This window comes from Cupriavidus sp. DL-D2, from assembly GCF_039710735.1.
Taxonomy (GTDB): domain Bacteria; phylum Pseudomonadota; class Gammaproteobacteria; order Burkholderiales; family Burkholderiaceae; genus Cupriavidus.
The window spans coordinates 133,072-154,410 of record NZ_JBDKXK010000001.1 but is presented as its reverse complement, the minus strand read 5'-3'; the positions used below and the strand labels follow the sequence as shown (position 1 = coordinate 154,410).

Below are 21,339 nucleotides of genomic sequence, written 5' to 3'. Positions count from 1 at the left end.
ATCACAGCGGGCAAGCGAATGTATCCGGGCGCGCGCGATCGAACACCTCATTGGCCCACAGCATCACCACCATCTCGTCCTGCCCGATGTTCGTGATGTCGTGCGTCCACCCCGGCACCGTCTCGACGATCTCCGCCTTGTCGCCGCTGGTTACGAGCTCATGGGTTTCGCCAGTCTGCATATGGCGGAACTTGAAACGCGCCTGCCCCTTGATAACAAGAAATTTTTCGGTCTTGGTATGGTGATAGTGGCCGCCGCGAGTAATACCGGCATGAGCCGTGAAAAACGAGAACTGGCCACAATCAGGTGTCTTGAGCATTTCCACGAAGACACCCCGTGCATCGCCATACTGCGGCACCTCGTAGGCAAACGTCTCCACCGGCAGGTAGCTCACATACGTTGCGTAGAGCGCGCGCATCAAGCCGGTTCCGACGCGATCCGTCATCAGCGTGCTCCGACTTTCACGGAAGCCCCGGATACTGTCGGCAAGCTCACCAACGGTAGTGCTATACCGGGGGGTCACCGAGGCAAACCCGCGTTCGTCCGCTTCCGCATCCGCCCCATCCATCAGTTGCACGAAACGCTGTACAACGTCGTCCACGTACACGAGCGTCACCGGCGCCGCGGGATCATTGACCTGGATTGGCAAATCGCGGGCGATGTTATGGCAGAACGTCGCCACGGCCGAGTTGTAGTTCGGCCGGCACCATTTGCCGAACACGTTAGGCAAGCGGAAAACGTGAACGGGAATACCGTGAGCGGCCTGGAGGTCGAACAGGACCTGCTCGGCATCGCGCTTGCTCGCACCGTAGGCATTGCCAAGCTCAGCTTGCGTGGACGACGTGTAGATGACTGGCACGCGACGATGATGATTCACAGCTTCATCACAGAGCGCGTCGCCAAGCACCTGGGTCAGGCCGGCATTGCCCGATGCAAATTCGGCCGGATCCTTGGGGCGATTCACGCCTGCCAGATGAAAGATAAAATCTGCCTCGTGCACCAGGGCAGGCAGCGACGCCGGGTCGTCTTCGCGCGTAAACGTGCTGACTTGCACGTCTTTGCGCTCGGACAGCGTCAAGCGAAGGTTCTTGCCGACAAAACCGTCAGCGCCGGTTATCAGGACTTTCATTCCCGCTCACTCCTCCGCAACGGCATGCTCGCCACGGGCGATGCGCTGCATGAAATCGAGCTTGAGCAGCAGTGCCTTCATGCCCTCCACGTCGAGTCGCGTCGTATTGTGGGAGTTGTAGTCCTCGCCATGGTGGCTTTGCGTGATGCGTTGCTCGCCCTTTTCGACAAACTTTTCATAGTTCAGATCACGGCCATCCGGCGGTACTCGGAAGTAATCGCCCATGTCTTCCGCACAAGCCATTTCCTCGCGGCTCAGCAACGCTTCATACAGCTTCTCCCCGTGACGGGTGCCAATGACATTGACGCCGTGCTCGGGTTTTGCCATCAGATCCAGGATGGCTTTGGCAAGGACCTCCACGGTTGCGGCAGGCGCTTTCTGGACGAAGATATCCCCGTTGTTTCCATGCTCGAATGCATACAGCACAAGATCCACCGCATCGGCCAGCGTCATCATGAAGCGTGTCATCGTCGGATCGGTGATAGTGATCGGTCGTCCCGACAAGACCTGATCCACGAATAGAGGAATGACCGAGCCACGCGAGGCCATCACGTTGCCATATCGTGTCCCGCAGATAACAGTGCCCGTGCCTTCGAGATTGCGGCTGGCAGCCACCATCACTTTCTCCATCATCGCCTTGCTGATGCCCATGGCGTTGATGGGATACACAGCCTTGTCGGTACTCAGGCAGACCACACGTTCGACGCCGGCATTGACAGCCGCCTCGAGCACGTTTTCCGTACCGAGGACATTGGTCCGCACAGCCTGCATCGGGTGAAACTCGCAAGAGGGCACCTGCTTCAACGCGGCAGCATGGAAAACATAGTCGACGCCGCGCATGGCAGCGGCAACGCTGCTCATGTCACGCACATCGCCAATATAGAACTTCAGCTTCGGATCGGCATAACGCTTGCGCATGTCATCCTGTTTTTTTTCATCGCGGCTGAAGATGCGGATTTCGCCAATGTCCGAATTCAGGAATCGCCGCAGTACTGCGTTACCGAACGAGCCGGTCCCGCCCGTAATCAACAAAGTCTTTCCGAGAAACATTTCGCACACCCTCAAGTACAAAGATAGCCAACCAAACCACTGTCGCGACGTAATAATCAGGGCTCTGGGCCAATTGATTATTCGCGGGCAAATAGACGATAAATACGGACAACAATGCAAACACCATGATCCCGGACAGGCTCCGCCGCGCAATGGCAGCAATCCATGCGCGAGAATACATGGCACCGATCAGGAACATCAGTGGCGGTACCCCCCAGAACGTAAGATCCGAGGCCAGCCAGGGGAACGCCGAAGACCAGACATAACGATCATCCCAGCCAGACACCCGCAAGGCATACATCAAACCGTCCTGATAAATACTTTCGGTGTCGAAAAAAGAACTCAGGAAAGACACCAGAAACGATGAGTGACCTATGCCAAAGGTCCAATTGTAATCAACATTCAGTGCCAGACTGAGGCCATAGTAGCCCTGACTGAGATATGCAGTCAGCATGCCGAATGAAAATCTGATGAGATTGATAATCTCCGAACTGCCATCCACCGTGAAGCAGGCGACTTCGTTGTACAGGCAGAAGGACAGCACTCCCTGCATGCGTGCGGCCTTGCGCACTGTGAACATGATGACAAAAATCAGCACAACACAGACGCCGACAAGAAACCTGCGCCGCATCGCTTTTCCATTCAGGCCAATACCGCGGACAGCCCTGAAGCCGGCGGCAATGCTGAGGCCGACAAAGAAGAAAACCAGCAGGTCTCCCATCTCCTTGTCGGTTCCACGAAAAAGGGAGAACAACAGAAAGCACCCTACGACACCCACGACTGAGCGGCGTGCCCAACGGTCTAGATCGGCCCAATACACAGCTGCAGTCGGCAACACCAGCAACACGACAGGGGCGGCAAGGCCACGCAGCGCCGACATCGTTTTACGCAGCGGCGATGCCGCCTCGAGGCCCGTCAGCAACTGCTGGTAAACCTCACGCTGATTGAGAACAGAAGCCAACTGCCAAACGTGCTTGCCCGTATAGGCGTAAATAGATGGCTCGATTAACAGCAACGATAGAAGACACGCAGCAAGGAAGAGACCATTGATACGTGGATGCGGAGCGGGTGCCCGCTTGATCCGCACCGTTGCCGTGACGGCAAACAGCGAGTATCCAAGCGCAAATGCCAATACGCACGCAAAGATAAACCCGACGAGCGCATCCGGCTGGTCGAGTTGAAAATCGAATGGCCCCCAGAAGATCAGGAACAAGGGCAGCAGGGTCCAGACGCAGAAGAATGCAAGCGGCGCGAAACGCACGCCAAGCGATGCCGCGCGCGTCATTTGCAACTCGGAAGCCGAATACCTTGTGACATCGGTCTGCATTCAATGCCGCCCGATCGACTCAAGAAGATGGTCGGAAACCCGATCAACCTGGAAGCGCTGCCTTGTCTCGGCAAATGCTTTTTCATTGTTCCACGTTGCAGTAGGTCCAGCCGCAATCATCCGCTCGATAGCTTGTACGAAAGCGATGGCATTCCCCGCCGGAATTGCCAGGCCAATGCCGCTATGTTCAACAAATTCACCGAAATCAGTAGCTTCCTCGACAGATGCCAGCACCGGCAGCCCGATATTGATGTAGTCCAAGGTTTTGGAAGGGAACGTTGGCACGTCAACTCCCCGGACAGTACTGACGATGCCGATGTCACAGGCCGACAACAAAGAGAGATACTTCTGGCGAGTCAGGCCGGCCATGTGCATGAGGTTATGCGCACCCGAGCCAATGGCATCCTTGATCATCCCCTCTTGCTCACCGTTGCCGACAATCAGGAACACACACGGTATGGCCCGTTGGGCCGCCTCTTTGGCCGCGCTGAGAATATCCTCGATACCGCGGCCCTTGGACAGTTGCCCGCCGAAAACCAGGATGGTGGTGTCCGGTGGCAGTCCGAAAGACGCGCGCGCCGCGTCCCTCGCTTCGGAAGAAGATTCCGGAAACGAAGACCAGATCGGCAATTCTACAATTTTCTGTGCGGGCGACAGATCATAGTGGTGCTGCAGATAAGCGATATTCCTCGGCGACATGCAGCCGATCACCTCGAACCGTCGCATCAGCCACGTCTCAAGCTTTTTCAGGCCTTTAACCAATACTTCGCCCTGGAGCAAACCGATTTGCGCGTGATGGTTCGGGAAAAAATCCCATTGAACGAGAAAAGTCCGTGCGCGCGTCAAGGCCGTCATGATGACGATGGGCACTAGCATCGCCGTGGCCGGCGAAAATCCCACGACCACATCGGCCTTGTTCTCGCGGCGGAATTTCAGGAGCTGTGCCACCACGCTCATGGACGACAGTGTCCACTTGGCAACCTTCTTGAGCAGCGGCGGCCCGAAGGGCAGCTGGAACGGATCGGCGATGTACACACTCAGGCGCCCGTTTCGGACGGAAACAGGCTTGCCGTAGGGCCGCTTCGACCAGTTCACGACGAAGACGCTGACATCATGCCCCTTGCGCACGAGGGCCTCGGCCATTTCGTCCGATAGCGAAGGAGTATCCGCATCCAGCGAGTAGCCGGTGCATAGCAATACGATCTTCATTTCGCCGCCAACCTGAACCGCGATCGGTACATCAGCATCATGCCCACCATCAGCCCAAAATAAGTTGCGCCATAGGCATAGACCGGGGCGCTTCCACCAAAGTGATTAACCATCAGGAACGTACCAGCAAATAGCAGTATTCCCTGCAGAATTTCGTAGACCAGCGACACCCTCACAGTGCCACGGGCCATGAACAGCGTAGAAATGCTGACAGCAACCACCCGGAATGCGTCCCCGATCAATTGCGGTGCCAGCAAATTGCTTGCACCGACAAACTCTGCCGAGTACAGCAGCCGATACAACTCATGTCGGATTCCCCAAAGGAAAACGCCACCCAGGCAAAACAGGACAAGCGCCTTTCCCTGTATGCCCATAAAGGCCCGGCCGATGTCCCGATCGCCAATGCCGGCGAGCTTTGGCATGGCATAGCTCAACAGAAATACGCTGATGAACTGCATGTAGACGTCCGAGATCCGGATCGTCGACTGCCAATACCCGACCTGCTCCCAGCCAGACACCGAACCCAGCAGATCTCGCACGGCCATCTGTCCCAGCGTAATGCTCGCCGCCCCTGCAAGGGTGATCGCCGAAAACGAAAACATATGCCCGACCTTCACCAGATCGACACGCCTGTAGCCCACCGTCAGCTTGCTCCGGACGCTCCGGAACTTGAGGATCAGCAAGGTGGCACCCGGCATGGCCGGCAGCAGCACCACACCGAGCGCAGCGCCGCTGTAACCACAATAATGCGTCAACACCGCCAGCAACGCTATGCCGATTACCGCACCCACTGCGTTGGAAGCCAGAATGACCTCATACCTTCCGTACGCCGAAGCAAATGCCTGATAGAGCGCACAAAAACCGACCAGCGCCTGAGTAATCGCCAGCAATGCCACCGCCCAGCGATAGTCATCCGCGCCAAAAACCAGCGAGGACAGGGACGACGAGAACAGCAGGATGACCAGCGCCAGGACGACGGTCGTGGCCATGTAAATCTGTGAAATGACGCCGAGCCAATCTTGTTCGCGCTCACTTCCCTTGTGCGCCGCGATGGCCCTCGTCACGCCGGGCGCGATTCCTCCTGCTGCGAGCATTCCAGCAAATGCCGTAAGTGCCATGAACTGAGAAAGCTGGCCAAACTGCCCCAGGTTCACCGAAGTAGCGATGATCTTCGCAGTCGCAAGCCCGGCCAACGCCTTGACCAGCGTAGCACCGGCCAGTATGCCGATTGCTCTCAAGTCACGCATGAGCCTTCAGGGGGAACTTATTCATCGTTATACATTTCCTCGAAAACGACTTGCGCAAGCCAACCATGACCGGAAGCGTCAGTTGGTGCAGGCTCCGGCATCGTCCGGGCGACGTCACTTTCGCGGAGATTTGACCTGTTTACCGACAAAAAAATATATTATTAGTCACTTTTATGTGATGCAAAGTGCGATGCCGCGGCGCGTCATGCCTCTGTCATGTCGGGCGACATTCTAGCTGAGGTAGGCCGGTCTTCCGCCAGCAAAATGCCACATTTGTACCCGGCTGTTACCAGTTTGACCTCAATCCGTCACAAAGCCACATTCAGCAACATATTCCTTGATCCGGCCGACCGCTGAGCCCGATCAACGTTCTTGCGTCAAGTCCACGCAGCAGAGATTTCCGTCACGGCGCACCCGGTCTCCGAAGACTGTTGGGAACATGGTGCATTGGGCGATGATGCCGGGGGCTCCCAGGCCCTTGAGCAGGGCCGGCAAAGCATCGCCCCTGAGATCGACACCAAAGCCGTGTTCGTACAGGTAGTCTGATTGCAGCGGCTCGCGCAGGTTGTCAAAAGCAAAAAACGTGAGGTTATCCACGACAAGGTGCCGCGCGCCGTCGCCTTGAATGCCGCATTGGCTGGCAAAACGGCGAATCCCGTCGCGCTGCTTTTCGAAGCCGAGCGTGGGTACCGACAAACCTTGCTTTGGCAACCCGAACTCTGCAGATCGGCCGGACTCTATCGTCGGCGGCAAGACGCGCATCACCAGCAGAGCCGCACTGGCAAGAAACAGTGCCAGCAGCGGTGACAGAACAACGGCCGCGATGTAGCCACTTCGCGTCGAGTCAGCCGAACGCCAGCGCTCGAGAATAGCCGCAATCGAAAAAACGAGGCACCACAGCGCAAGTGGCAGCAACAGTGTCGCGGCGTAGAAATTCCACGTGGCGAACAGGGATGCGTGCCCTGCCAACGCGATCCAGAATGCCCCCGCCCACCATAGCGGACCCGCCGCGACAAGACGCACACAGCATGCAATGACGAGCAGAGGCGGAACAACGAGCGCCGCCCAGTATGTTCCCCAGATGGCATACCGGATATAGGTATTGACGTCGCCGACTGGCCACCCTGCGACCAACCCGGGCACCGGGGCCAGCCACGCCGACTGATAGCCATCTGCAAACACGATGTGCTTGAGGATGGCGTCCGGCACCTGTTGGACATTCACGAGCAGCTTCAGCACGAAAGCCCCCGGCGCAGTCCACATCCCGGCTAGCGACAGCGTATTGCCCGCGAGGATCGCCGACATCTGGGGCGCACCCGGGCACGAGGCTACCTCCGCAGCGAACCGCAGAGTCTGCCAGGCGGCACCAAGCGCAAACGCGGTAACGACAACGATCCACAAGCGACCACGTGAGCCGAAAGTTGCCACCGCCGACAGGACGACCAGCGGGATGAAGAAAAGGGTCTTGGGATGGGTGTAGAAGAAAAGGCTGACAACCAGACAGAACACTGCGGCAAGCAATGCTGTTTCGCCATGTCGATGGGTCGCCCCATCGCGCCGCAGGACAAGCGGAAAGACCAGCAGGACCGACAACAGGAACAGCATCATCTGTTCCCCACGCATCATCACCAGCGTCAGCGGCAGCACGCCAAGGCCGAGTACCGCGACAAATCCTGCGAGGATCCACGTCCGCAAGACGTTGGACCGGATCAGTGCCCGGAACACAACGACCGTCATGCCAAGCCACGCAAGGCCAATGAGCATCCCCCGCCCCCGAACCCCCAGAGGAGCCGCCGCATGCATGATCAGATCGGACGCCAGCGCGCCGGGCAGATGCAGCCATGGCACGGGTTGCAGGAATCCTGGGCCGCATTGCGGCATCAGCGTGTTAAGCCGCCACCCATTCGTCAGGAACATCCCACGCATGAGCACCCCGGCAGCCTCGTCCGCATACACGGGCACGACAACCCCGGCAGCGAGAACAGCGCAGAAGATGGCGACAAACGTCCATGCGAGCCATGCCCGTCGCTTGCCTGTATTCACAGTGTCCAGACCATTCAGAATAGTTGCGCTTGCGAGAGGGGCACGCCCAGCCGGGACGAAGCCATGATCAGCGGCACGCCAGGATCGGGCCATGCCACGGCGAGATCCGCGTCATCCCAGCGTATGCAATGTTCCGATTCCGGATGGTAGTAATCAGTGGTCTTGTAAAGGACATCGGCGGTTTCGGACATGACAACGAAACCATGGGCAAATCCCTCAGGCACCCACATTTGCCGATGATTTTCGCCCGAAAGCGTCGCGCCGACCCATTGGCCGAAATTCGGCGAATTCCGGCGGATATCCACTGCCACATCGAAGATCTCACCCGATACCACGCTCACCAGCTTTCCCTGCGGATTGGGCATTTGATAGTGCAAGCCACGCAGAACACCCCGTCTGGAACGCGAATGATTGTCCTGCACGAACTCACGCACGATACCAGTCGCCATGGCGAAGTCGGCCGCGTTAAACGCTTCGTAAAGAAAGCCACGCGAGTCGTGGAAAACCTTCGGCTCGATAACCATGACCTCTGGTAGCGCCAGCCGCGTCGCAGTGATTTTCAAGGCCGCAGATCCCCGGAAAGCTCATTGATGACGCGCAGCAGGTATTGGCCATAAGCCACCTTGCGCAGAGGTTCCGCCAACTCGACAACCTGCTCGGCACTGATCCAGCCATTGCGATAGGCGATTTCCTCAGGGCAGGACACCATGAGCCCTTGCCGATTCTGCAACGTGGCAATGAAACTGGCTGCCGTTAGCAGCGACTCATGCGTGCCGGTATCCAGCCACGCGTGTCCCCGTCCAAATATGGTGACATCGAGTTGTCCCGCTTCCAGATAGCGCTTGTTGACATCGGTAATTTCCAACTCGCCCCGTGCCGACGGCTTGACGTCCGCCGCGAAGTCGCACACCTGGCTATCGTAGAAATACAAGCCCGTCACGGCATAGTGCGAACGTGGATTCTCGGGCTTTTCTTCCAGCGAGATAGCGCGATAGTTGTCGTCGAACTCGACCACGCCATAGCGATGAGGATCCTGGACGTGATAGGCGAATACCGTCGCACCCGCATCCCCTGCCGAAATGGACCGGAGCTGGCGGGCCAGATCATGCCCATAGAAGATGTTGTCGCCCAGCACCAGGGCGCTCGGTCGATTGCCGATGAAATCACGGCCAATCAGGAATGCCTGCGCGAGTCCGTCCGGAGAAGGCTGTACCGCATAGGAAAGATTGAGCCCCCAGCGCGAACCGTCACCCAGCAGTTCAACGAAACGCGATGATTCTTCCGGTGTCGTGATGATGAGAATATCGCGGATGCCAGCCAACATGAGCGTGGCAAGCGGATAGTAGATCATCGGCTTGTCGTATACCGGCAGCAGTTGCTTGGAAACGCTTCGCGTAACCGGATATAGGCGCGTACCGGATCCACCGGCAAGAATAATGCCCTTACGCATGGGTCTGTTCCCGAGAGATGAGTTGTTCCAGCAGCCAGTGGACACCTTGCTCCCACTGCGGCAAATGCACGCCAAATGTTTCGCGCAGACGCGTGGTATCCAGCACCGAATAGGCCGGTCGTTCTACGCCGCCGTCGAAGTCCCGCGCAGCACACGCGCCGACGTCGCCCGGCCCCAACCGAAGGGCCATGCCGCGCGCCTGGGCAAATCGGCAAATCTCGCACGCGTAAGCATGCCAGGATGCCTCTCCACCCGCGGTGAGATGGTACACACCGGTCGGAAACCCAGGACGTACCCCGGCAGCCAGCCAGTACCGGGCGACAATGTGTGCCGTCACGTCGGCAACGAGCGCCGCAGAGGTTGGCGTACCAACCTGGTCTGCCACCACCTGCAACCGCTCCCCGGCTTTCGCACGTGCCAGTATCGTCTTGAGAAAGTTGGACCCGTGCACCCCTGCCAGCCATGCTGTTCGGAGCACGATGGCAGACCCTCCGGCAGCCAGTACCGCCCTTTCGCCCTCTAGCTTTGTCTTGCCATAGACCGACAGTGGCATCGGGACATCCTCTTCGGTATAGGGTTGCGTGTGCCGCCCGTCGAAGACGAAATCCGTCGAGAAATGTACGAACAGGCCCCCAAGATCGCGTGTCGCCGCGGCCAGCCAGCCCGGCGCGGTACCGTTGGCGAGCAACGCCGCATCCGGGTCCTGCTCCGCCTGACCGACACCGGTGTAGGCAGCCGCATTGACGACGACATCCGGCCGGTAACGGGCCAGCACCGCGAGGCATTCCTCGTGCTTCGTGATGTCGCATGCCGCGCGATCGAGCGCAACGACCTCGCCCAGGCATGCCAGGCTTCGCCGTAGTTCGAAGCCCAGCTGGCCATTGCTGCCAAGGACCAGGAGGGCAGGTCTAGCACTAGGTCGCATAGTGCTGCGCCATCCATTGCCGATACTCGCCCGAGGTCACCGATTCGACCCAGGCCTGGTTGTCGAGGTACCACTGGACCGTCTTGCGCAATCCGCTTTCGAAAGTTTCCAGAGGCGCCCATCCAAGCTCGCGCGCAAGCTTGCCAGCGTCAATGGCATAGCGGCGGTCATGTCCAGGCCTGTCCGGGACGAATTTGATCAGGCGTCGTCGCGAGCCTTGCCCGTCCGGTCGCATCTCGTCGAGCAGGTCGCATATCGCGTGCACCACATCGAGATTGGTCCGCTCATTGATACCGCCAACGTTGTAGGTCTCGCCAGGCACGCCACGCGACAGCACTTCCCTGATTGCTCGGCAGTGATCCATGACATGGAGCCAGTCACGGATATTAAGGCCATCGCCGTAGACAGGAAGCGGCTTGCTCGCCAGCGCATTGGCGATAACGAGCGGTATCAGCTTTTCCGGAAACTGATAGGGACCGTAGTTGTTCGAACAATTGGTCGTCAGGACCGGAAGTCCGTAGGTGTGGAAATAAGCCCGCACGAGGTGATCGGATGCTGCTTTCGACGCGGAATACGGACTGTTTGGCGCGTACGCGGTGGTTTCCGAAAATTGTGAGTCGTCGGGTCCGAGCGAGCCGAAGACTTCGTCGGTCGACACGTGGAGCAGTCGAAATGCCTGCTGCGCCTCCGCGTCGAGCGTTATCCAGTACGCCCGGACTGCCTCAAGCAGCGTGAACGTTCCGACAATATTGGTCTCGATGAAAGCCGCGGGACCGTGGATCGACCTGTCGACGTGGCTTTCCGCCGCAAAGTGCACCACAGCCCGGGGCCGATGCGTAGCCAGCAGGACGTCGAGTGCCTGGCGATCGCAGATATCCGTGCGGGAAAAGACATGACGCGGATCACCATCGAGCGGTGCCAGCGTCCGCAGATTGGCTGCATAGGTCAGCTTGTCAACATTCACCACGCCGTCGGCCTGCGGGTCCGCCAGCCAGTCGAGCACGAAGTTGGCTCCGATGAAACCGGCCCCACCGGTGACAAGAATGTTAGGCAATTGCTGTGGCTCCGTACGTGATCACGAAATTCCACCGATCCGGCACGCGAGCGCCGCCCAGTTGTGCAGTCTTCCGACTGGAAAGGGACGGTAGAGGCGGCGCTACCTAGATATGGCTTCCGGCATGCACCGGATGAATGGCAAAATTGGGAGCGTCCGCTTTGAGGTGACGCGTATTCTATCCGAAGTCAGAACCGCTCAGAACACGCCACGGGAAGCGCGCCACCTCGCCCCTTTTTCACCGCAGCCTCTTCTCGGCCCAGACCGGTTCACGCCATGCCAATTTCCTCGACCTCCCAAGCCGACACAGACATCTACGCCATCGGAGACCTGCAGGGTTGCAATGCATCCCTGCAGAAAGTGCTCTCCAGGCTCCCAACGGATGCCAGGCTGTGCTTTGTCGGGGATCTCGTCAACCGCGGACCGGATTCGCTGGAAACCCTACGTACCATCCGTACCATGGGGCCTCGCGCACGCACGGTGCTGGGCAACCATGACATTCATCTGCTGGCGGTCGCGGCGGGGGTTCGCAAGCCTGGAAAATCGGACACGCTCCATACCGTGCTCGCCGCACCGGATCGCGAAGCCCTGCTGAACTGGCTGCGCTCTTGCCCGCTCGCCCAGCGCATCGATGATTTTCTCGTCGTCCATGCCGGCGTACTGCCGCAATGGAGCGCCTCCCAGGTCATGGACCTGGCCGCCGAAGTGGAAGACCAACTGCAAGGCGCCAACTGGCAGGGCTTTCTTGCCGATGTGTTTGGCAATGCCGCCGACCGCTGGCATGACGGATTGCGGGGCATCGAACGTCATCGCGTGATCGTCAACGCTCTCACACGCTTGCGCTATTGCAACGCGGACGGCGTGATGGATCTCAAGACCAAGGAGGGCCCCGGGACGGCTCCGGCCGGGTTCATGCCATGGTTCGACGTTCCGGGACGGCGCACCGCCGACATGACGATGGTCGTGGGTCACTGGTCGACACTTGGGCTGGTGATGCGCTCCGACCTGATGGCGCTTGATACCGGCTGTGTGTGGGGCGGACAGTTGACGGCCGCCAGACTCGTCAGCGACCCCGCCGGGCGTTCGTTGGTACAGGTGGATTGCCCCCAGTATCGCGACCCGCTTGCGTGAAGCCTGAATAACACGGTGCGCCAGGGACCCACCCAAAAACAGCCGCTGCGAACCCGCCCCGGATTTTTGCCGCGTAGAATCGCCGGCAATGAACTGCCAACCTCACCAGAAGGCCCGAGAACAACCTTCGATGCATAAGAATCTTTTTCAGAACAGCGCCCACCGATCGCGATCGGGCGCTTATCAACATCTTGCCTTGGCAATTTTCATGTCGATTGGACTGGTTCTCCTGCTTTCGGCGTATTTCACGCCAATGTGGGAGACCAACGATGACGTTGGCATGTCGATGATTGCCCACGGCTATGGATTTGTTGCCCAAAGCTCGCCGAACCTTATTTTCTCGAACGTCCTATGGGGCAATATCGTCCGGGCCATGCCGCAGTTTGGCAATGTCGTCGGCTACACCGTCGCCTCCACACTCGTCATCGTGGTGTCTTGTGCTGCCACGCTCCACTTCCTGATGCGCCTGCGTGTGACCTGGATTCACGCATTGATCGCCGTCACGCTGATCTTCGTCTGGCCTGTGCTGTTTCCTCAATTCACGCTCAACGCTGGTTTGCTGGCTGTGGCCGCAGTCCTGGGCTGGCGTACGTATGCCGAGACCGGAGAGAAGTTCAGCCTTGTCCTGGCGAGCCTGCTCGGCTTCCTGTCCTACTTGATACGGGACCAGGAATTCTGGCTTGTCCTCGCGGTTGGCGTGCCATTCATGCCCTGGAAGACGCTGGTCCGCAATCGGGCAATGCAGGCCGCGCTTGTCCTCCTGGCTGTTTCGATCGCTGGCGCGGCGCATTTGAACAAGGCTGCCTACGATACGACTGCGTGGAAGACATTCCATGAATTCAATATCGCGCGGGCACCTTACACCGATTTCCGCGCCGGCAACCAGGTGAAGAACCGGCCCGACGTCCTGGCGCGGTACGGGTACTCGCCCAACGACATCGATCTTGTCAGCGACTGGTTCTTTGTGGACCCGCAACTGACAGACCCCGCCAAGCTCAACGCCATGCTGAAAGACGTAGACCTTCATGCATGGGTGCAACGTGGATTCGGCATGGGCCTGGAATCGTTACGCCAGCTATTTGTGGATCAACTGTGGCCACTGCTGGCCTGCGCATTGATCATCACGCTCGTGAGCCCATCGCGCGTGGTCGTCATCCTTGGCGTGCTGGTGGGTGCTGCCGTGTTCGCGCTTGGCGCCATCGGACGGCCCGGCGTGATTCGCGTCAACTATCCACTCTGCGCATTCGTGTTGCTGGTGGCGGTGTGCGGGCTGAATGGTCGCCCGGCATGGGCGCGTGGTCTCGCGGGCTTTGCGCTGCTCCTGGCAAGTGCCGCTGCCTTCCATGCGGTATGGCCCTATCAGGTCGAGGCACAATCCCGGCTTTCGCAGGCTCGACTGCAACTCAAGGGGCTTCCGGAGGGAACCTTGTTCGTGTGGGGTCCCGCCTTCCCCTATGAATCCGCCTTTCCACCGTTCGATGGATTCACGGACGCACAATCCGTGCAGATCTACCCAATGGGCGTCTCCACGCCCGCGCCGTTCTCCGTCGCGACAAAGGAGGAAACGGCTGGTCGTGGTTTTCTGGTTCGCCTGGCAAGCGCGGAAGGCTTATCGATCAGCATGCCACCGGGGCGCCTGGAGCGACTACGCATCTACTGCGAGGAGCATTTCCAGTCCACACTCGTCGACAAGGTAATTCACGACCGCGGCGGCCTTGTGATCCATAACGTACGATGCCCGCATTCCATGCCGGCGCAAGACGTACGACAGGCAGCAGCGACGCGTTGATGCGCAGCGGATACGTGCAAGTATCCGCCTGCCATCAAACCGGACAGGCACCATGCGTCATTTCGGCGTGGCGCCTTCGTCCTTCCTGACCAGGATCGTAAATTCGTACAGCCCGTAGTCGTGCAAAAGCGCGACGTTACGCGAATAGTGTCGTTTGCAATGATCGAACAACTCGCATGGGTCCGCGTAGTACAGCGTGTTGCGCATTTTATCCGCATCGGAATACGAGGTCAGGCAATTGAATGCGAATCCCAGGCGGCTGGTGCGGTTCATGGTATCGAGTGAGCTCTTGATGTAATCCAGCCACTCACCGTCACCACGCGCCATCCGGACATTGAAAATGCCGCTCGCGATGCCAAAATCGGCCGTCGCATCCGGTTCGCTCCCGACGATGAAACGCGTCGACGCATCGGCACCATGACGATGCCCAGCGGCCTGGATCATCTCTTCGGCAACATCGATTCCCGTGTAGGTCAGTGCCGGATACAACCCGCCCAGGTACTCCCTGAGTGCCCCATAGCCACAGCCAAGGTCGTTGACACTGAACGAGTCCTTGGTATCGCCGATAATCCTGGCCAGTTGCGCGAATCGAAGCACCTGGCTTTCTTCCCCGTTCCAGTCCACGCCTTGCGCGGTCTGGCCATATTCGGCGAGCTTGGCCGAATAATATCCAGCCACCTCATCCAGCAGATCAGTGCGTTCATTCATCATTTCGGACTTTTGCATTAGCTGTCTGCACCGACGATCGCTTCCATCATGATGCGCGCAATTCTTGCCGGAAATTGCTCCTCCATCCCGACCCACAGCGGCAGGCGAATCAGGCGCTCGGATTGGCGGTTTGTCACTGCCAGCCCACCGTGCACCCGACCGTAGCGCTGACCACCGGGCGATGAATGCAGCGGGACATAGTGGAACACCGATGCAACACCGGCTGCCTTGAGCTTTTCCAGGACACCTTGCCGGTCGATGTGATCGGGCAGCAATACGTAGTACATGTGAGCATTGTGGTCGCAGTGCTCTGGAACGATTGGCCTGCGCAACAGGCCCCTGAATTCCAGATCGGCAAACGCCGCGTGATATCGATTCCAACTCACCATGCGGTCCGCGGTCAGGGCCTCGGCATGTTCGAGCTGGGCGCGCAGAAATGCAGCAATCACCTCGCTGGGCAAATACGATGAGCCAACTTCCTGCCACGTGTACTTGTCTATCTCCCCGCGGAAGAATCGGCTGCGGTCCGTACCTTTCTCACGAATAATCTCTGCACGCAGTGCCAGCGCGGGATCGTTCACAAGCAATGCGCCGCCCTCGCCGGAAATCACGTTCTTGGTTTCGTGGAAACTGAACGCACCGAGATCACCCAGCGCACCAAGAGGACGGCCACGGTAGTAAGCCATGACACCCTGCGCGGCATCCTCCACGACCTTCAGGCCATGACGGCGCGCGATGTCATTGAGCACGTCCATTTCACAAGCAACGCCAGCGTAGTGAACCGGAACGATGGCACGCGTACGGGGCGTAATCGCGGCCTCAACCAGCCGTTCGTCGAGATTCAGCGTATCCTCGCGAATATCGACGAAAACCGGCACACCGCCCCGCAACACAAACGCGTTGGCTGTGGACACAAACGTGTAGGACGGCATGATGACTTCGTCGCCCGGCTGGATGTCCAGCAGCAGCGCCGCCATTTCGAGGGCTGCCGTGCATGAATGCGTCAATAGGGCTCGCGCGCACCCCGTACGTTGCTCGATCCAGTCACTGCACCATTTGGTGAACTGCCCGTCTCCCGCCAGCTTGCGCGTGCGGGCAATCTCGGCCACGTAGGTGAATTCGTCGCCGGTCAGATGCGGCAAGTTGAATGGAATAGTCTGGTCTTTCATCGAATCTAGCCGCGGGCCGCGACAACAGTACCCAACATGATTAACGCTACACCGAACAGTTTCGGGCTGGAAAACGGCTCGCCCAGAAACCAGATACTCAGGCACAACACGATGGCGAAGTTCAGGCTCATGAACGGGTAGGCCTGACTAAGATCGAACTTTGTCATGGCCGCCATCCAGGCGAGCGATGCAAGAAACGCGGCAAAGAAACCCGAGAAAATGAGCGGATCCAGCAATAGCAGGATAAGGAAACGCAGCTTTTCAAACGGTGCTGTCGGCATTGCACCGAACTTGCCGATACGCCATTTCAGGATCAACTGCCCGTATGTCGTCAGCAAGATCGTTGCAAGAATATAGAGATAGTCAAAAGCGCGTGTCATGTTCTCAATCCAGCACGGCAAGACCAAAGCCTGTCGCGCCGTAACCGTTGCCGTTGTATAGCATATAGCGCTGTCCAGCGTGGTCGAACACGAAAGGATACTCGATCATCTCGGCGTCCCATCCGCTCTCCGAAACGTCAATGCCGCTCGCGTCGTCCTTCCTCACCCACCGGATACCGTCTTCCGATTCGGCATAACCGATCCGGTAATAGTCAGTCCGATAGGAGTACCACATGCGCCAGCAGTCCGCGTCCCGCATCACTGATGGCCGGGAAATTGCCAGCTCGGCGTCATTGGCGTAGTCAATGGCCACGACACCGTTGCGTTGCCAGTGAATGCCATCTTCCGACGTGGCGTACTTGATGTGATACCGATGCTCCGGCCCTTTAGGCGTGGCTCGCCATTCCGTGCAGGCGAGATACCACATGCGCCATTGCGTCTCGTCACGCAGCACGCAACAGCTGGCACAAAAATGGGGTTCGTTGACCGTGCGGTCCACGATAGGCCCGCGCGCGTAACGCTCGAATACACCGGGCGCATGGGCCACAGCAAGTCCGATTGCGTTACGAAACGGTACGGTCACGCCAAGGTTCCAGCCGATATAGTAGAGCCGATCGCCATCCGGACCCGGTGTCAACCATGTCGCCATGGCACCACTGTCGTCAAATGCGCCCAGTTCGCCCGGAGACAGTACCGGTTCCCGTCCCTGCGCGACAATCACCGAGGGCCGCGTGATATCGATGTCGACGTAGCCTGTATGACTGCGGTTTCCCGCGTCCCGCGAACTGAAATAGACGCGAAACAGATCGCCGCCCAGTGGTTGTGCAATGGGAACCGCAGCATGGCTTCGCATCCAGGAAAGCGAACCATCCGGGCAGAAAATGCACCCCAGCTTGCGCCAACGGCCGTTCCTGTTCATATCTTCCGCAACCTTGAGCTGGGGACCGCAGAGCGCGGCGTTGCCTGTTGCACATAGACGCCCTCGCTTTCCGCATCAACAAGAATCAGCGTACCGGCCCCAATCACACAGCGTTCGCCCAGCGTGATGTGATCGCGCAGTGTGGCATTGACGCCAATAAAGCATTGCTGCCCGATCGTCACGCCGCCCGAGACAACGACATGCGAGGCAAGGAAACAATGGTCGGCGATAGTCGAATGATGGCCAATGTGATTGCCGCTCCAGAGCGTCACGTTGTTACCGATGCTCACGAACGGCTGGATGACGTTGTTCTCCAGGATAAAACAGTTCTCGCCGATCTGACCGTCATTCAATACCGTTGCGCGCGAACTGACATAGGCGGCCAAGCGATAGCCCTTTTCCTTCACTGCCTCGTACTTTGCCTTGCGCAAGGCATTTACCTTTGCATAGCTCAATGCAACGAACATGGCATGGCCTTCGGCCGGATAGCGATCTGCCACTTCCTCGAAGGGTACTACCGGCAAGCCGCAAAAACTGCTCTGCTCCAGATAGGCCGCATCCACGCAAAATGCCACAACTTCGTACGAGGAGTCGTGGCTGAAGTAGTAGTGGGCAAGCTGTGCAATATCGCCCGCTCCGAAAATCACCAATGGTGTCTTCATTGCCAATCTCCTGGTTTGCGCCTTTCCTGACGACTATTCAACGACCGACAACTTCAAGGCTGGACGTGCTTCATATAGCAGCGCGCATCGGCACCACAATTGAACAGCAGGTCGAGAATAGAAACGCCATGCGTGAATTCGCCCCAAAGCTGCGGATACTCGACATAGCCAGCGTAGTCGAACCAGGTCAGCCGGATGCCACGGTCAGCGAAGACTGCTTCATTGACATAATCCTTCGCCGACGGGCCCGATACATACTCGGTGCCCCCTGCCTGCGCGCACAAGTCCGCCAGCCGCTCCGTCTTACCGTCTGTAAGCTCATAGTCCCAGGAGTTCGAGATCCTGGTTTCGATACCGAGATAAGCGCAGATCGCCTCGATAAAGATGCGATTGAGCTGTGACAGGTTTTCGTATGCGGCATCGCAGTACAGCGGCTCAACCCAACGTGCCACCTCGCCGAAATGAGGTGCGCGACGGTAGTTTTGTTCCAACGTGCGCCAGTGCGTCCGGGCCCAATCGGCGGACGGGTCGATTTCGGTGTCGCGGATCTTCTGGTCATACCGACCCTTCACCTGCACCGGGACCGTCAGCCACTGCACACCCTGGGGCGTCTTGATCTGGTTGCGATTGCGCCAGTCACGGCGCGTGTACTGCATGTCATCGTCGAGAATGAACTCGTCTACGCTGGCAATCATATCGAAATAGCCCTTCCACGGAATGTAGTTGGACTGCACGATAGCCACGGATTTCATGTGCTTCCCTTTCCTGACGCCTCGCGCGCGGTGCGGGCGGTGTGTGGCTTGCCGGTCGTTCCGCAGGTTGGCTTCGACCGCATGAGATCGGCAGCAACCAGCGCGATAAAGCCGCATAGTTTAACCGAATCGCAAATCTCCCCGGAGGCTTGCCCGGCCGGGATCGGCATCCCTCAGGACGTGGCGGCCACCGGCGGCGATGCCACGGCCAGCGGAGCCTGCCGCAGCCGGTCGGCCACCTCGCTGGCCGCTTCGGGGGTTTCCCCCACCAGACACACCACCACCTCCCGCGCCGCCTCCGCCAACTCCCTTCGGCTTGCCGAATGCGCCAACAGTTGGGGACCAAACGTCAGCCGCGCCTTGATCGGCGGTGACCGCAGGATGGCGTCCAGGCATTGGCCCAGCGAGATATCGTCGATGTACGCCGGTGCCAGCGTTGGCTTGCCAGTCGCGGCGTCCACGTAGCTCAGCCCTGCCGGCTGCACCGGCAATCCGCCGGCGACGGGTGCCTGCATCAGGTTGGCGTGGAAGGGCAGCACGTGGCTGCCGTCCGTGGTGGTGCCTTCGGGAAACACGCAGACGAGGTCGCCCTGCTGCATGACCTCGGTGATGTGATGCAGCACGCGATGCGCATCGCGCTTCCTACCACGCTCGATGAAGATGGTGCCGGTCTTGTCGCAAAGCCATCCAACCACCGGCCAGCTACGGATTTCGGACTTGGCCACGAAGCGCACGGGTTGCCAGCTGTGGATCACGTAGATATCGAGCCAGGAAATGTGGTTCGACACCAGCATGGCCCCACGCGGGGCGCCTTGCCCGGGCGGCAGGCCCTGCACCTCGACCTCGATGTTGCAGAGCGCCAGCAGCTTGCGCGACCAGGCCCGGATCAGGCGTTCACGGGTGTGAGTGTTTGCCCACGGGAAGACCGTGAGGCAAAGGAGCATTGCGTGCAACAGATGCAGCCCGAGTCGCAGCTTGCGTAACCAGATCATCGTCGAATCCCGATCCTTGTTCAGCGCCTGGCGACTCGCTTCAGCGCTGCTCGTAGACGACCTGGCCGCCGACCAACGTCACTCGCACGCGCCCTTCCATCTCGTAGCCGAGCCATGGCGAGTTCTTGCCCTGGCTCTTCAGTACGTTGCGCTCCACCTTCCAGACCAGTTTCGGATCGAATACGCAGATATCCGCCGCGCTGCCCGTTGTCAGCGCACCGACCTGCAGCCCAGCCACACGGGCCGGCTCGCTGGTGATACGTGCCAGCGCCTTGACCAGCGGCACCTTGTGTTCGGCGGCCCAGCGCAGCGTCAGCGGCAGCAGCAGTTCCAGCCCGGTTGCACCGGGCGTGGCCTCGGCGAACGGCAGCAGCTTCTCGTCGTCGTCCACCGGCGTATGGTCGGAACACAATGCGTCGATGGTGCCATCGGTCAGCGCGGCAACGATCGCGTCGCGGTCCCGGCCACTACGCAGCGGCGGCGTGAAGCGCATCTGGCTGTTGAAGAAACCGATGTCCACGTCAGTCAGCGACACGTGGTGGATGTTCACGTCGCAAGTCACCGGCAGACCTTCCTTGCGCGCCTGACGGACGAGTTCCAGACCCGCGGCGGACGAGAGGCGGCACAGATGCACGCGCGCGCCGGTGCTGCGCATCAGTTCGAAGATCGTATGCAGGCGCACCGTTTCGGAAATGACCGACACACCTGACAAACCCAGCCGCGACGCCACGGCGCCGCTCGCCGCCACGCCACCTCCCAGGAACGGGTCTTCCGGACGCAGCCAGAGTGTGAAGCCGAACGTCTGGGCATACTGCATCGCGCGCAGCAGCACCTTCGTGTCCTGGATCGGCTCCTCAGCCTGGCTGAAGCCCACGCAGCCGGCCTCGGTCAGTTGGCCCATCTCCGTCAGCGTCGTGCCCTTCAGCCCCACGGTCAGTGCACCCAGCGGATGCACGTGCGTCTGGTTCAGCTTGCGCGCGCGATACTTGAGCATCTCGACCAGGCCCGGTTCATCGAGTACCGGATCGGTATCGGGCGGACAGATCAGGCTGGTGACACCCCCCGCCGATGCCGCAGCCACTTCGGATTCCAGCGTCGCCTTGTGTTCGAAGCCCGGCTCACGCAGTCGTGCGGAGAGATCGACCAGACCCGGGCACACGATCAGGCCGCGTGCGTCGATGGTCTTGTTGGCATGGAAATCGGCGGGCGCCTTGCCGACGCCCACCACCTTGCCGGCGGCAATGAACAGGTCCTGATCGGCGTCTAGGTTTGCGGCCGGATCGATCAGGCGGCCACCCTGGATGTGAATCTTCATGTCTGGTTCGGTTTTCGTTGTTCGCTTTGGGAGGCGCTATCAAAAGGAAGCGAAGCGGTTATGGCTAGGCGCGCGACCGCAGACAGTA

At 59.3% G+C, this 21,339-nt stretch carries 20 protein-coding genes; 2 read left to right on the top strand and 18 right to left on the bottom strand.

Going from position 1 to position 21,339, the window contains the following annotated elements:
• Nucleotide 1 precedes the first annotated feature (1 nt).
• The 10 genes from ABDB81_RS00675 to rfbB all read right to left on the bottom strand — a co-directional run bounded on the left by ABDB81_RS00675 (nt 2) and on the right by rfbB (nt 11,434).
• Complete coding sequence (locus ABDB81_RS00675) at nt 2–1,129, bottom strand: capsular polysaccharide biosynthesis protein CapF (protein ID WP_346809343.1); 1,128 nt, start codon at nt 1,127–1,129, stop codon at nt 2–4.
• 6 nt (nt 1,130–1,135) lie between these two features.
• Complete coding sequence (locus ABDB81_RS00670; protein ID WP_346809341.1) at nt 1,136–2,179, bottom strand: polysaccharide biosynthesis protein; 1,044 nt, start codon at nt 2,177–2,179, stop codon at nt 1,136–1,138.
• Complete coding sequence (locus ABDB81_RS00665; protein ID WP_346809339.1) at nt 2,127–3,506, bottom strand: hypothetical protein; 1,380 nt, start codon at nt 3,504–3,506, stop codon at nt 2,127–2,129. Before ABDB81_RS00665 ends, ABDB81_RS00670 begins: the two co-directional genes overlap by 53 nt.
• Nucleotides 3,507–4,715: a glycosyltransferase family 4 protein gene (locus tag ABDB81_RS00660; protein WP_346809338.1), complete on the bottom strand. Its 1,209-nt coding sequence runs from the start codon at nt 4,713–4,715 to the stop codon at nt 3,507–3,509.
• Nucleotides 4,712–5,962, bottom strand: a complete 1,251-nt coding sequence (locus tag ABDB81_RS00655; protein ID WP_346809336.1) for an oligosaccharide flippase family protein — start codon at nt 5,960–5,962, stop codon at nt 4,712–4,714. Before ABDB81_RS00655 ends, ABDB81_RS00660 begins: the two co-directional genes overlap by 4 nt.
• Nucleotides 5,963–6,325: 363 nt before the next feature.
• The gene (locus ABDB81_RS00650; RefSeq protein WP_346809335.1) at nt 6,326–8,005 is read right to left on the bottom strand and encodes a hypothetical protein; all 1,680 of its coding nucleotides are present in this window, start codon (nt 8,003–8,005) and stop codon (nt 6,326–6,328) included.
• A 14-nt stretch (nt 8,006–8,019) separates the two neighbouring features.
• Nucleotides 8,020–8,562 (bottom strand): dTDP-4-dehydrorhamnose 3,5-epimerase, encoded by a 543-nt coding sequence (gene rfbC / locus ABDB81_RS00645; RefSeq protein ID WP_346809419.1) that lies wholly within the window; start codon nt 8,560–8,562, stop codon nt 8,020–8,022.
• A gap of 2 nt (nt 8,563–8,564) precedes the next feature.
• A complete protein-coding gene (gene rfbA / locus ABDB81_RS00640; protein ID WP_346809333.1) occupies nt 8,565–9,455 on the bottom strand; it encodes a glucose-1-phosphate thymidylyltransferase RfbA in 891 nt (296 codons plus the stop codon).
• Entirely contained in the window at nt 9,448–10,380 is a 933-nt protein-coding gene (rfbD, locus tag ABDB81_RS00635) for a dTDP-4-dehydrorhamnose reductase (RefSeq protein WP_346809331.1), read from the bottom strand. The genes rfbA and rfbD overlap by 8 nt, the downstream gene beginning before the upstream one ends.
• Entirely contained in the window at nt 10,370–11,434 is a 1,065-nt protein-coding gene (rfbB, locus tag ABDB81_RS00630) for a dTDP-glucose 4,6-dehydratase (RefSeq protein WP_346809330.1), read from the bottom strand. The genes rfbD and rfbB overlap by 11 nt, the downstream gene beginning before the upstream one ends.
• 276 nt (nt 11,435–11,710) lie before the next feature.
• Between rfbB and ABDB81_RS00625 the strand changes: the two genes are divergently transcribed.
• Entirely contained in the window at nt 11,711–12,565 is an 855-nt protein-coding gene (locus ABDB81_RS00625) for a symmetrical bis(5'-nucleosyl)-tetraphosphatase (protein ID WP_346809328.1), read from the top strand.
• A gap of 208 nt (nt 12,566–12,773) precedes the next feature.
• Nucleotides 12,774–14,354 carry a hypothetical protein gene (locus ABDB81_RS00620; RefSeq protein ID WP_346809327.1) on the top strand — a complete coding sequence of 527 codons (1,581 nt, stop codon included), beginning with the start codon at nt 12,774–12,776 and terminating at the stop codon, nt 14,352–14,354.
• A gap of 57 nt (nt 14,355–14,411) precedes the next feature.
• Here the strand turns inward: ABDB81_RS00620 and ABDB81_RS00615 are convergent, their stop codons facing one another.
• From ABDB81_RS00615 to ABDB81_RS00580, 8 genes are all read right to left on the bottom strand, one after another.
• Nucleotides 14,412–15,065 carry a class I SAM-dependent methyltransferase gene (locus tag ABDB81_RS00615; RefSeq protein ID WP_346809418.1) on the bottom strand — a complete coding sequence of 218 codons (654 nt, stop codon included), beginning with the start codon at nt 15,063–15,065 and terminating at the stop codon, nt 14,412–14,414.
• Nucleotides 15,066–15,079: 14 nt separating this feature from the next.
• Nucleotides 15,080–16,231 carry a dTDP-4-amino-4,6-dideoxygalactose transaminase gene (gene rffA, locus ABDB81_RS00610; protein ID WP_346809326.1) on the bottom strand — a complete coding sequence of 384 codons (1,152 nt, stop codon included), beginning with the start codon at nt 16,229–16,231 and terminating at the stop codon, nt 15,080–15,082.
• 5 nt (nt 16,232–16,236) lie between these two features.
• On the bottom strand, nt 16,237–16,611 hold the full coding sequence (locus ABDB81_RS00605; RefSeq protein ID WP_346809324.1) for an EamA family transporter: 375 nt from the start codon (nt 16,609–16,611) through the stop codon (nt 16,237–16,239).
• A 4-nt stretch (nt 16,612–16,615) separates the two neighbouring features.
• Entirely contained in the window at nt 16,616–17,530 is a 915-nt protein-coding gene (locus ABDB81_RS00600; protein ID WP_346809322.1) for a hypothetical protein, read from the bottom strand.
• The gene (locus tag ABDB81_RS00595) at nt 17,527–18,192 is read right to left on the bottom strand and encodes an acetyltransferase (protein ID WP_346809320.1); all 666 of its coding nucleotides are present in this window, start codon (nt 18,190–18,192) and stop codon (nt 17,527–17,529) included. Before ABDB81_RS00595 ends, ABDB81_RS00600 begins: the two co-directional genes overlap by 4 nt.
• A 53-nt stretch (nt 18,193–18,245) precedes the next feature.
• Entirely contained in the window at nt 18,246–18,944 is a 699-nt protein-coding gene (locus ABDB81_RS00590) for a WbqC family protein (RefSeq protein WP_346809318.1), read from the bottom strand.
• A gap of 173 nt (nt 18,945–19,117) precedes the next feature.
• Nucleotides 19,118–19,936 carry a lysophospholipid acyltransferase family protein gene (locus ABDB81_RS00585; RefSeq protein ID WP_346809316.1) on the bottom strand — a complete coding sequence of 273 codons (819 nt, stop codon included), beginning with the start codon at nt 19,934–19,936 and terminating at the stop codon, nt 19,118–19,120.
• Between the two features lie 40 nt (nt 19,937–19,976).
• Complete coding sequence (locus ABDB81_RS00580; protein ID WP_346809315.1) at nt 19,977–21,251, bottom strand: dihydroorotase; 1,275 nt, start codon at nt 21,249–21,251, stop codon at nt 19,977–19,979.
• Nucleotides 21,252–21,339: the final 88 nt, after the last annotated feature.

Coding starts and splice junctions, on each gene's coding strand:
- ABDB81_RS00605 (WP_346809324.1), bottom strand. CDS start 16,611: ATGACACGCGCTTTTGACTATCTCTATATTCTTGCAACGATCTTGCTG.
- ABDB81_RS00585 (WP_346809316.1), bottom strand. CDS start 19,936: ATGATCTGGTTACGCAAGCTGCGACTCGGGCTGCATCTGTTGCACGCA.
- ABDB81_RS00625 (WP_346809328.1), top strand. CDS start 11,711: ATGCCAATTTCCTCGACCTCCCAAGCCGACACAGACATCTACGCCATC.
- ABDB81_RS00660 (WP_346809338.1), bottom strand. CDS start 4,715: ATGAAGATCGTATTGCTATGCACCGGCTACTCGCTGGATGCGGATACT.
- ABDB81_RS00580 (WP_346809315.1), bottom strand. CDS start 21,251: ATGAAGATTCACATCCAGGGTGGCCGCCTGATCGATCCGGCCGCAAAC.
- ABDB81_RS00675 (WP_346809343.1), bottom strand. CDS start 1,129: ATGAAAGTCCTGATAACCGGCGCTGACGGTTTTGTCGGCAAGAACCTT.
- rfbD (WP_346809331.1), bottom strand. CDS start 10,380: ATGCGACCTAGTGCTAGACCTGCCCTCCTGGTCCTTGGCAGCAATGGC.
- ABDB81_RS00620 (WP_346809327.1), top strand. CDS start 12,774: ATGTCGATTGGACTGGTTCTCCTGCTTTCGGCGTATTTCACGCCAATG.
- rfbA (WP_346809333.1), bottom strand. CDS start 9,455: ATGCGTAAGGGCATTATTCTTGCCGGTGGATCCGGTACGCGCCTATAT.
- ABDB81_RS00590 (WP_346809318.1), bottom strand. CDS start 18,944: ATGAAATCCGTGGCTATCGTGCAGTCCAACTACATTCCGTGGAAGGGC.
- rffA (WP_346809326.1), bottom strand. CDS start 16,231: ATGAAAGACCAGACTATTCCATTCAACTTGCCGCATCTGACCGGCGAC.
- ABDB81_RS00670 (WP_346809341.1), bottom strand. CDS start 2,179: ATGTTTCTCGGAAAGACTTTGTTGATTACGGGCGGGACCGGCTCGTTC.
- ABDB81_RS00665 (WP_346809339.1), bottom strand. CDS start 3,506: ATGCAGACCGATGTCACAAGGTATTCGGCTTCCGAGTTGCAAATGACG.
- ABDB81_RS00615 (WP_346809418.1), bottom strand. CDS start 15,065: ATGATGAATGAACGCACTGATCTGCTGGATGAGGTGGCTGGATATTAT.
- ABDB81_RS00600 (WP_346809322.1), bottom strand. CDS start 17,530: ATGAACAGGAACGGCCGTTGGCGCAAGCTGGGGTGCATTTTCTGCCCG.
- ABDB81_RS00655 (WP_346809336.1), bottom strand. CDS start 5,962: ATGCGTGACTTGAGAGCAATCGGCATACTGGCCGGTGCTACGCTGGTC.
- ABDB81_RS00595 (WP_346809320.1), bottom strand. CDS start 18,192: ATGAAGACACCATTGGTGATTTTCGGAGCGGGCGATATTGCACAGCTT.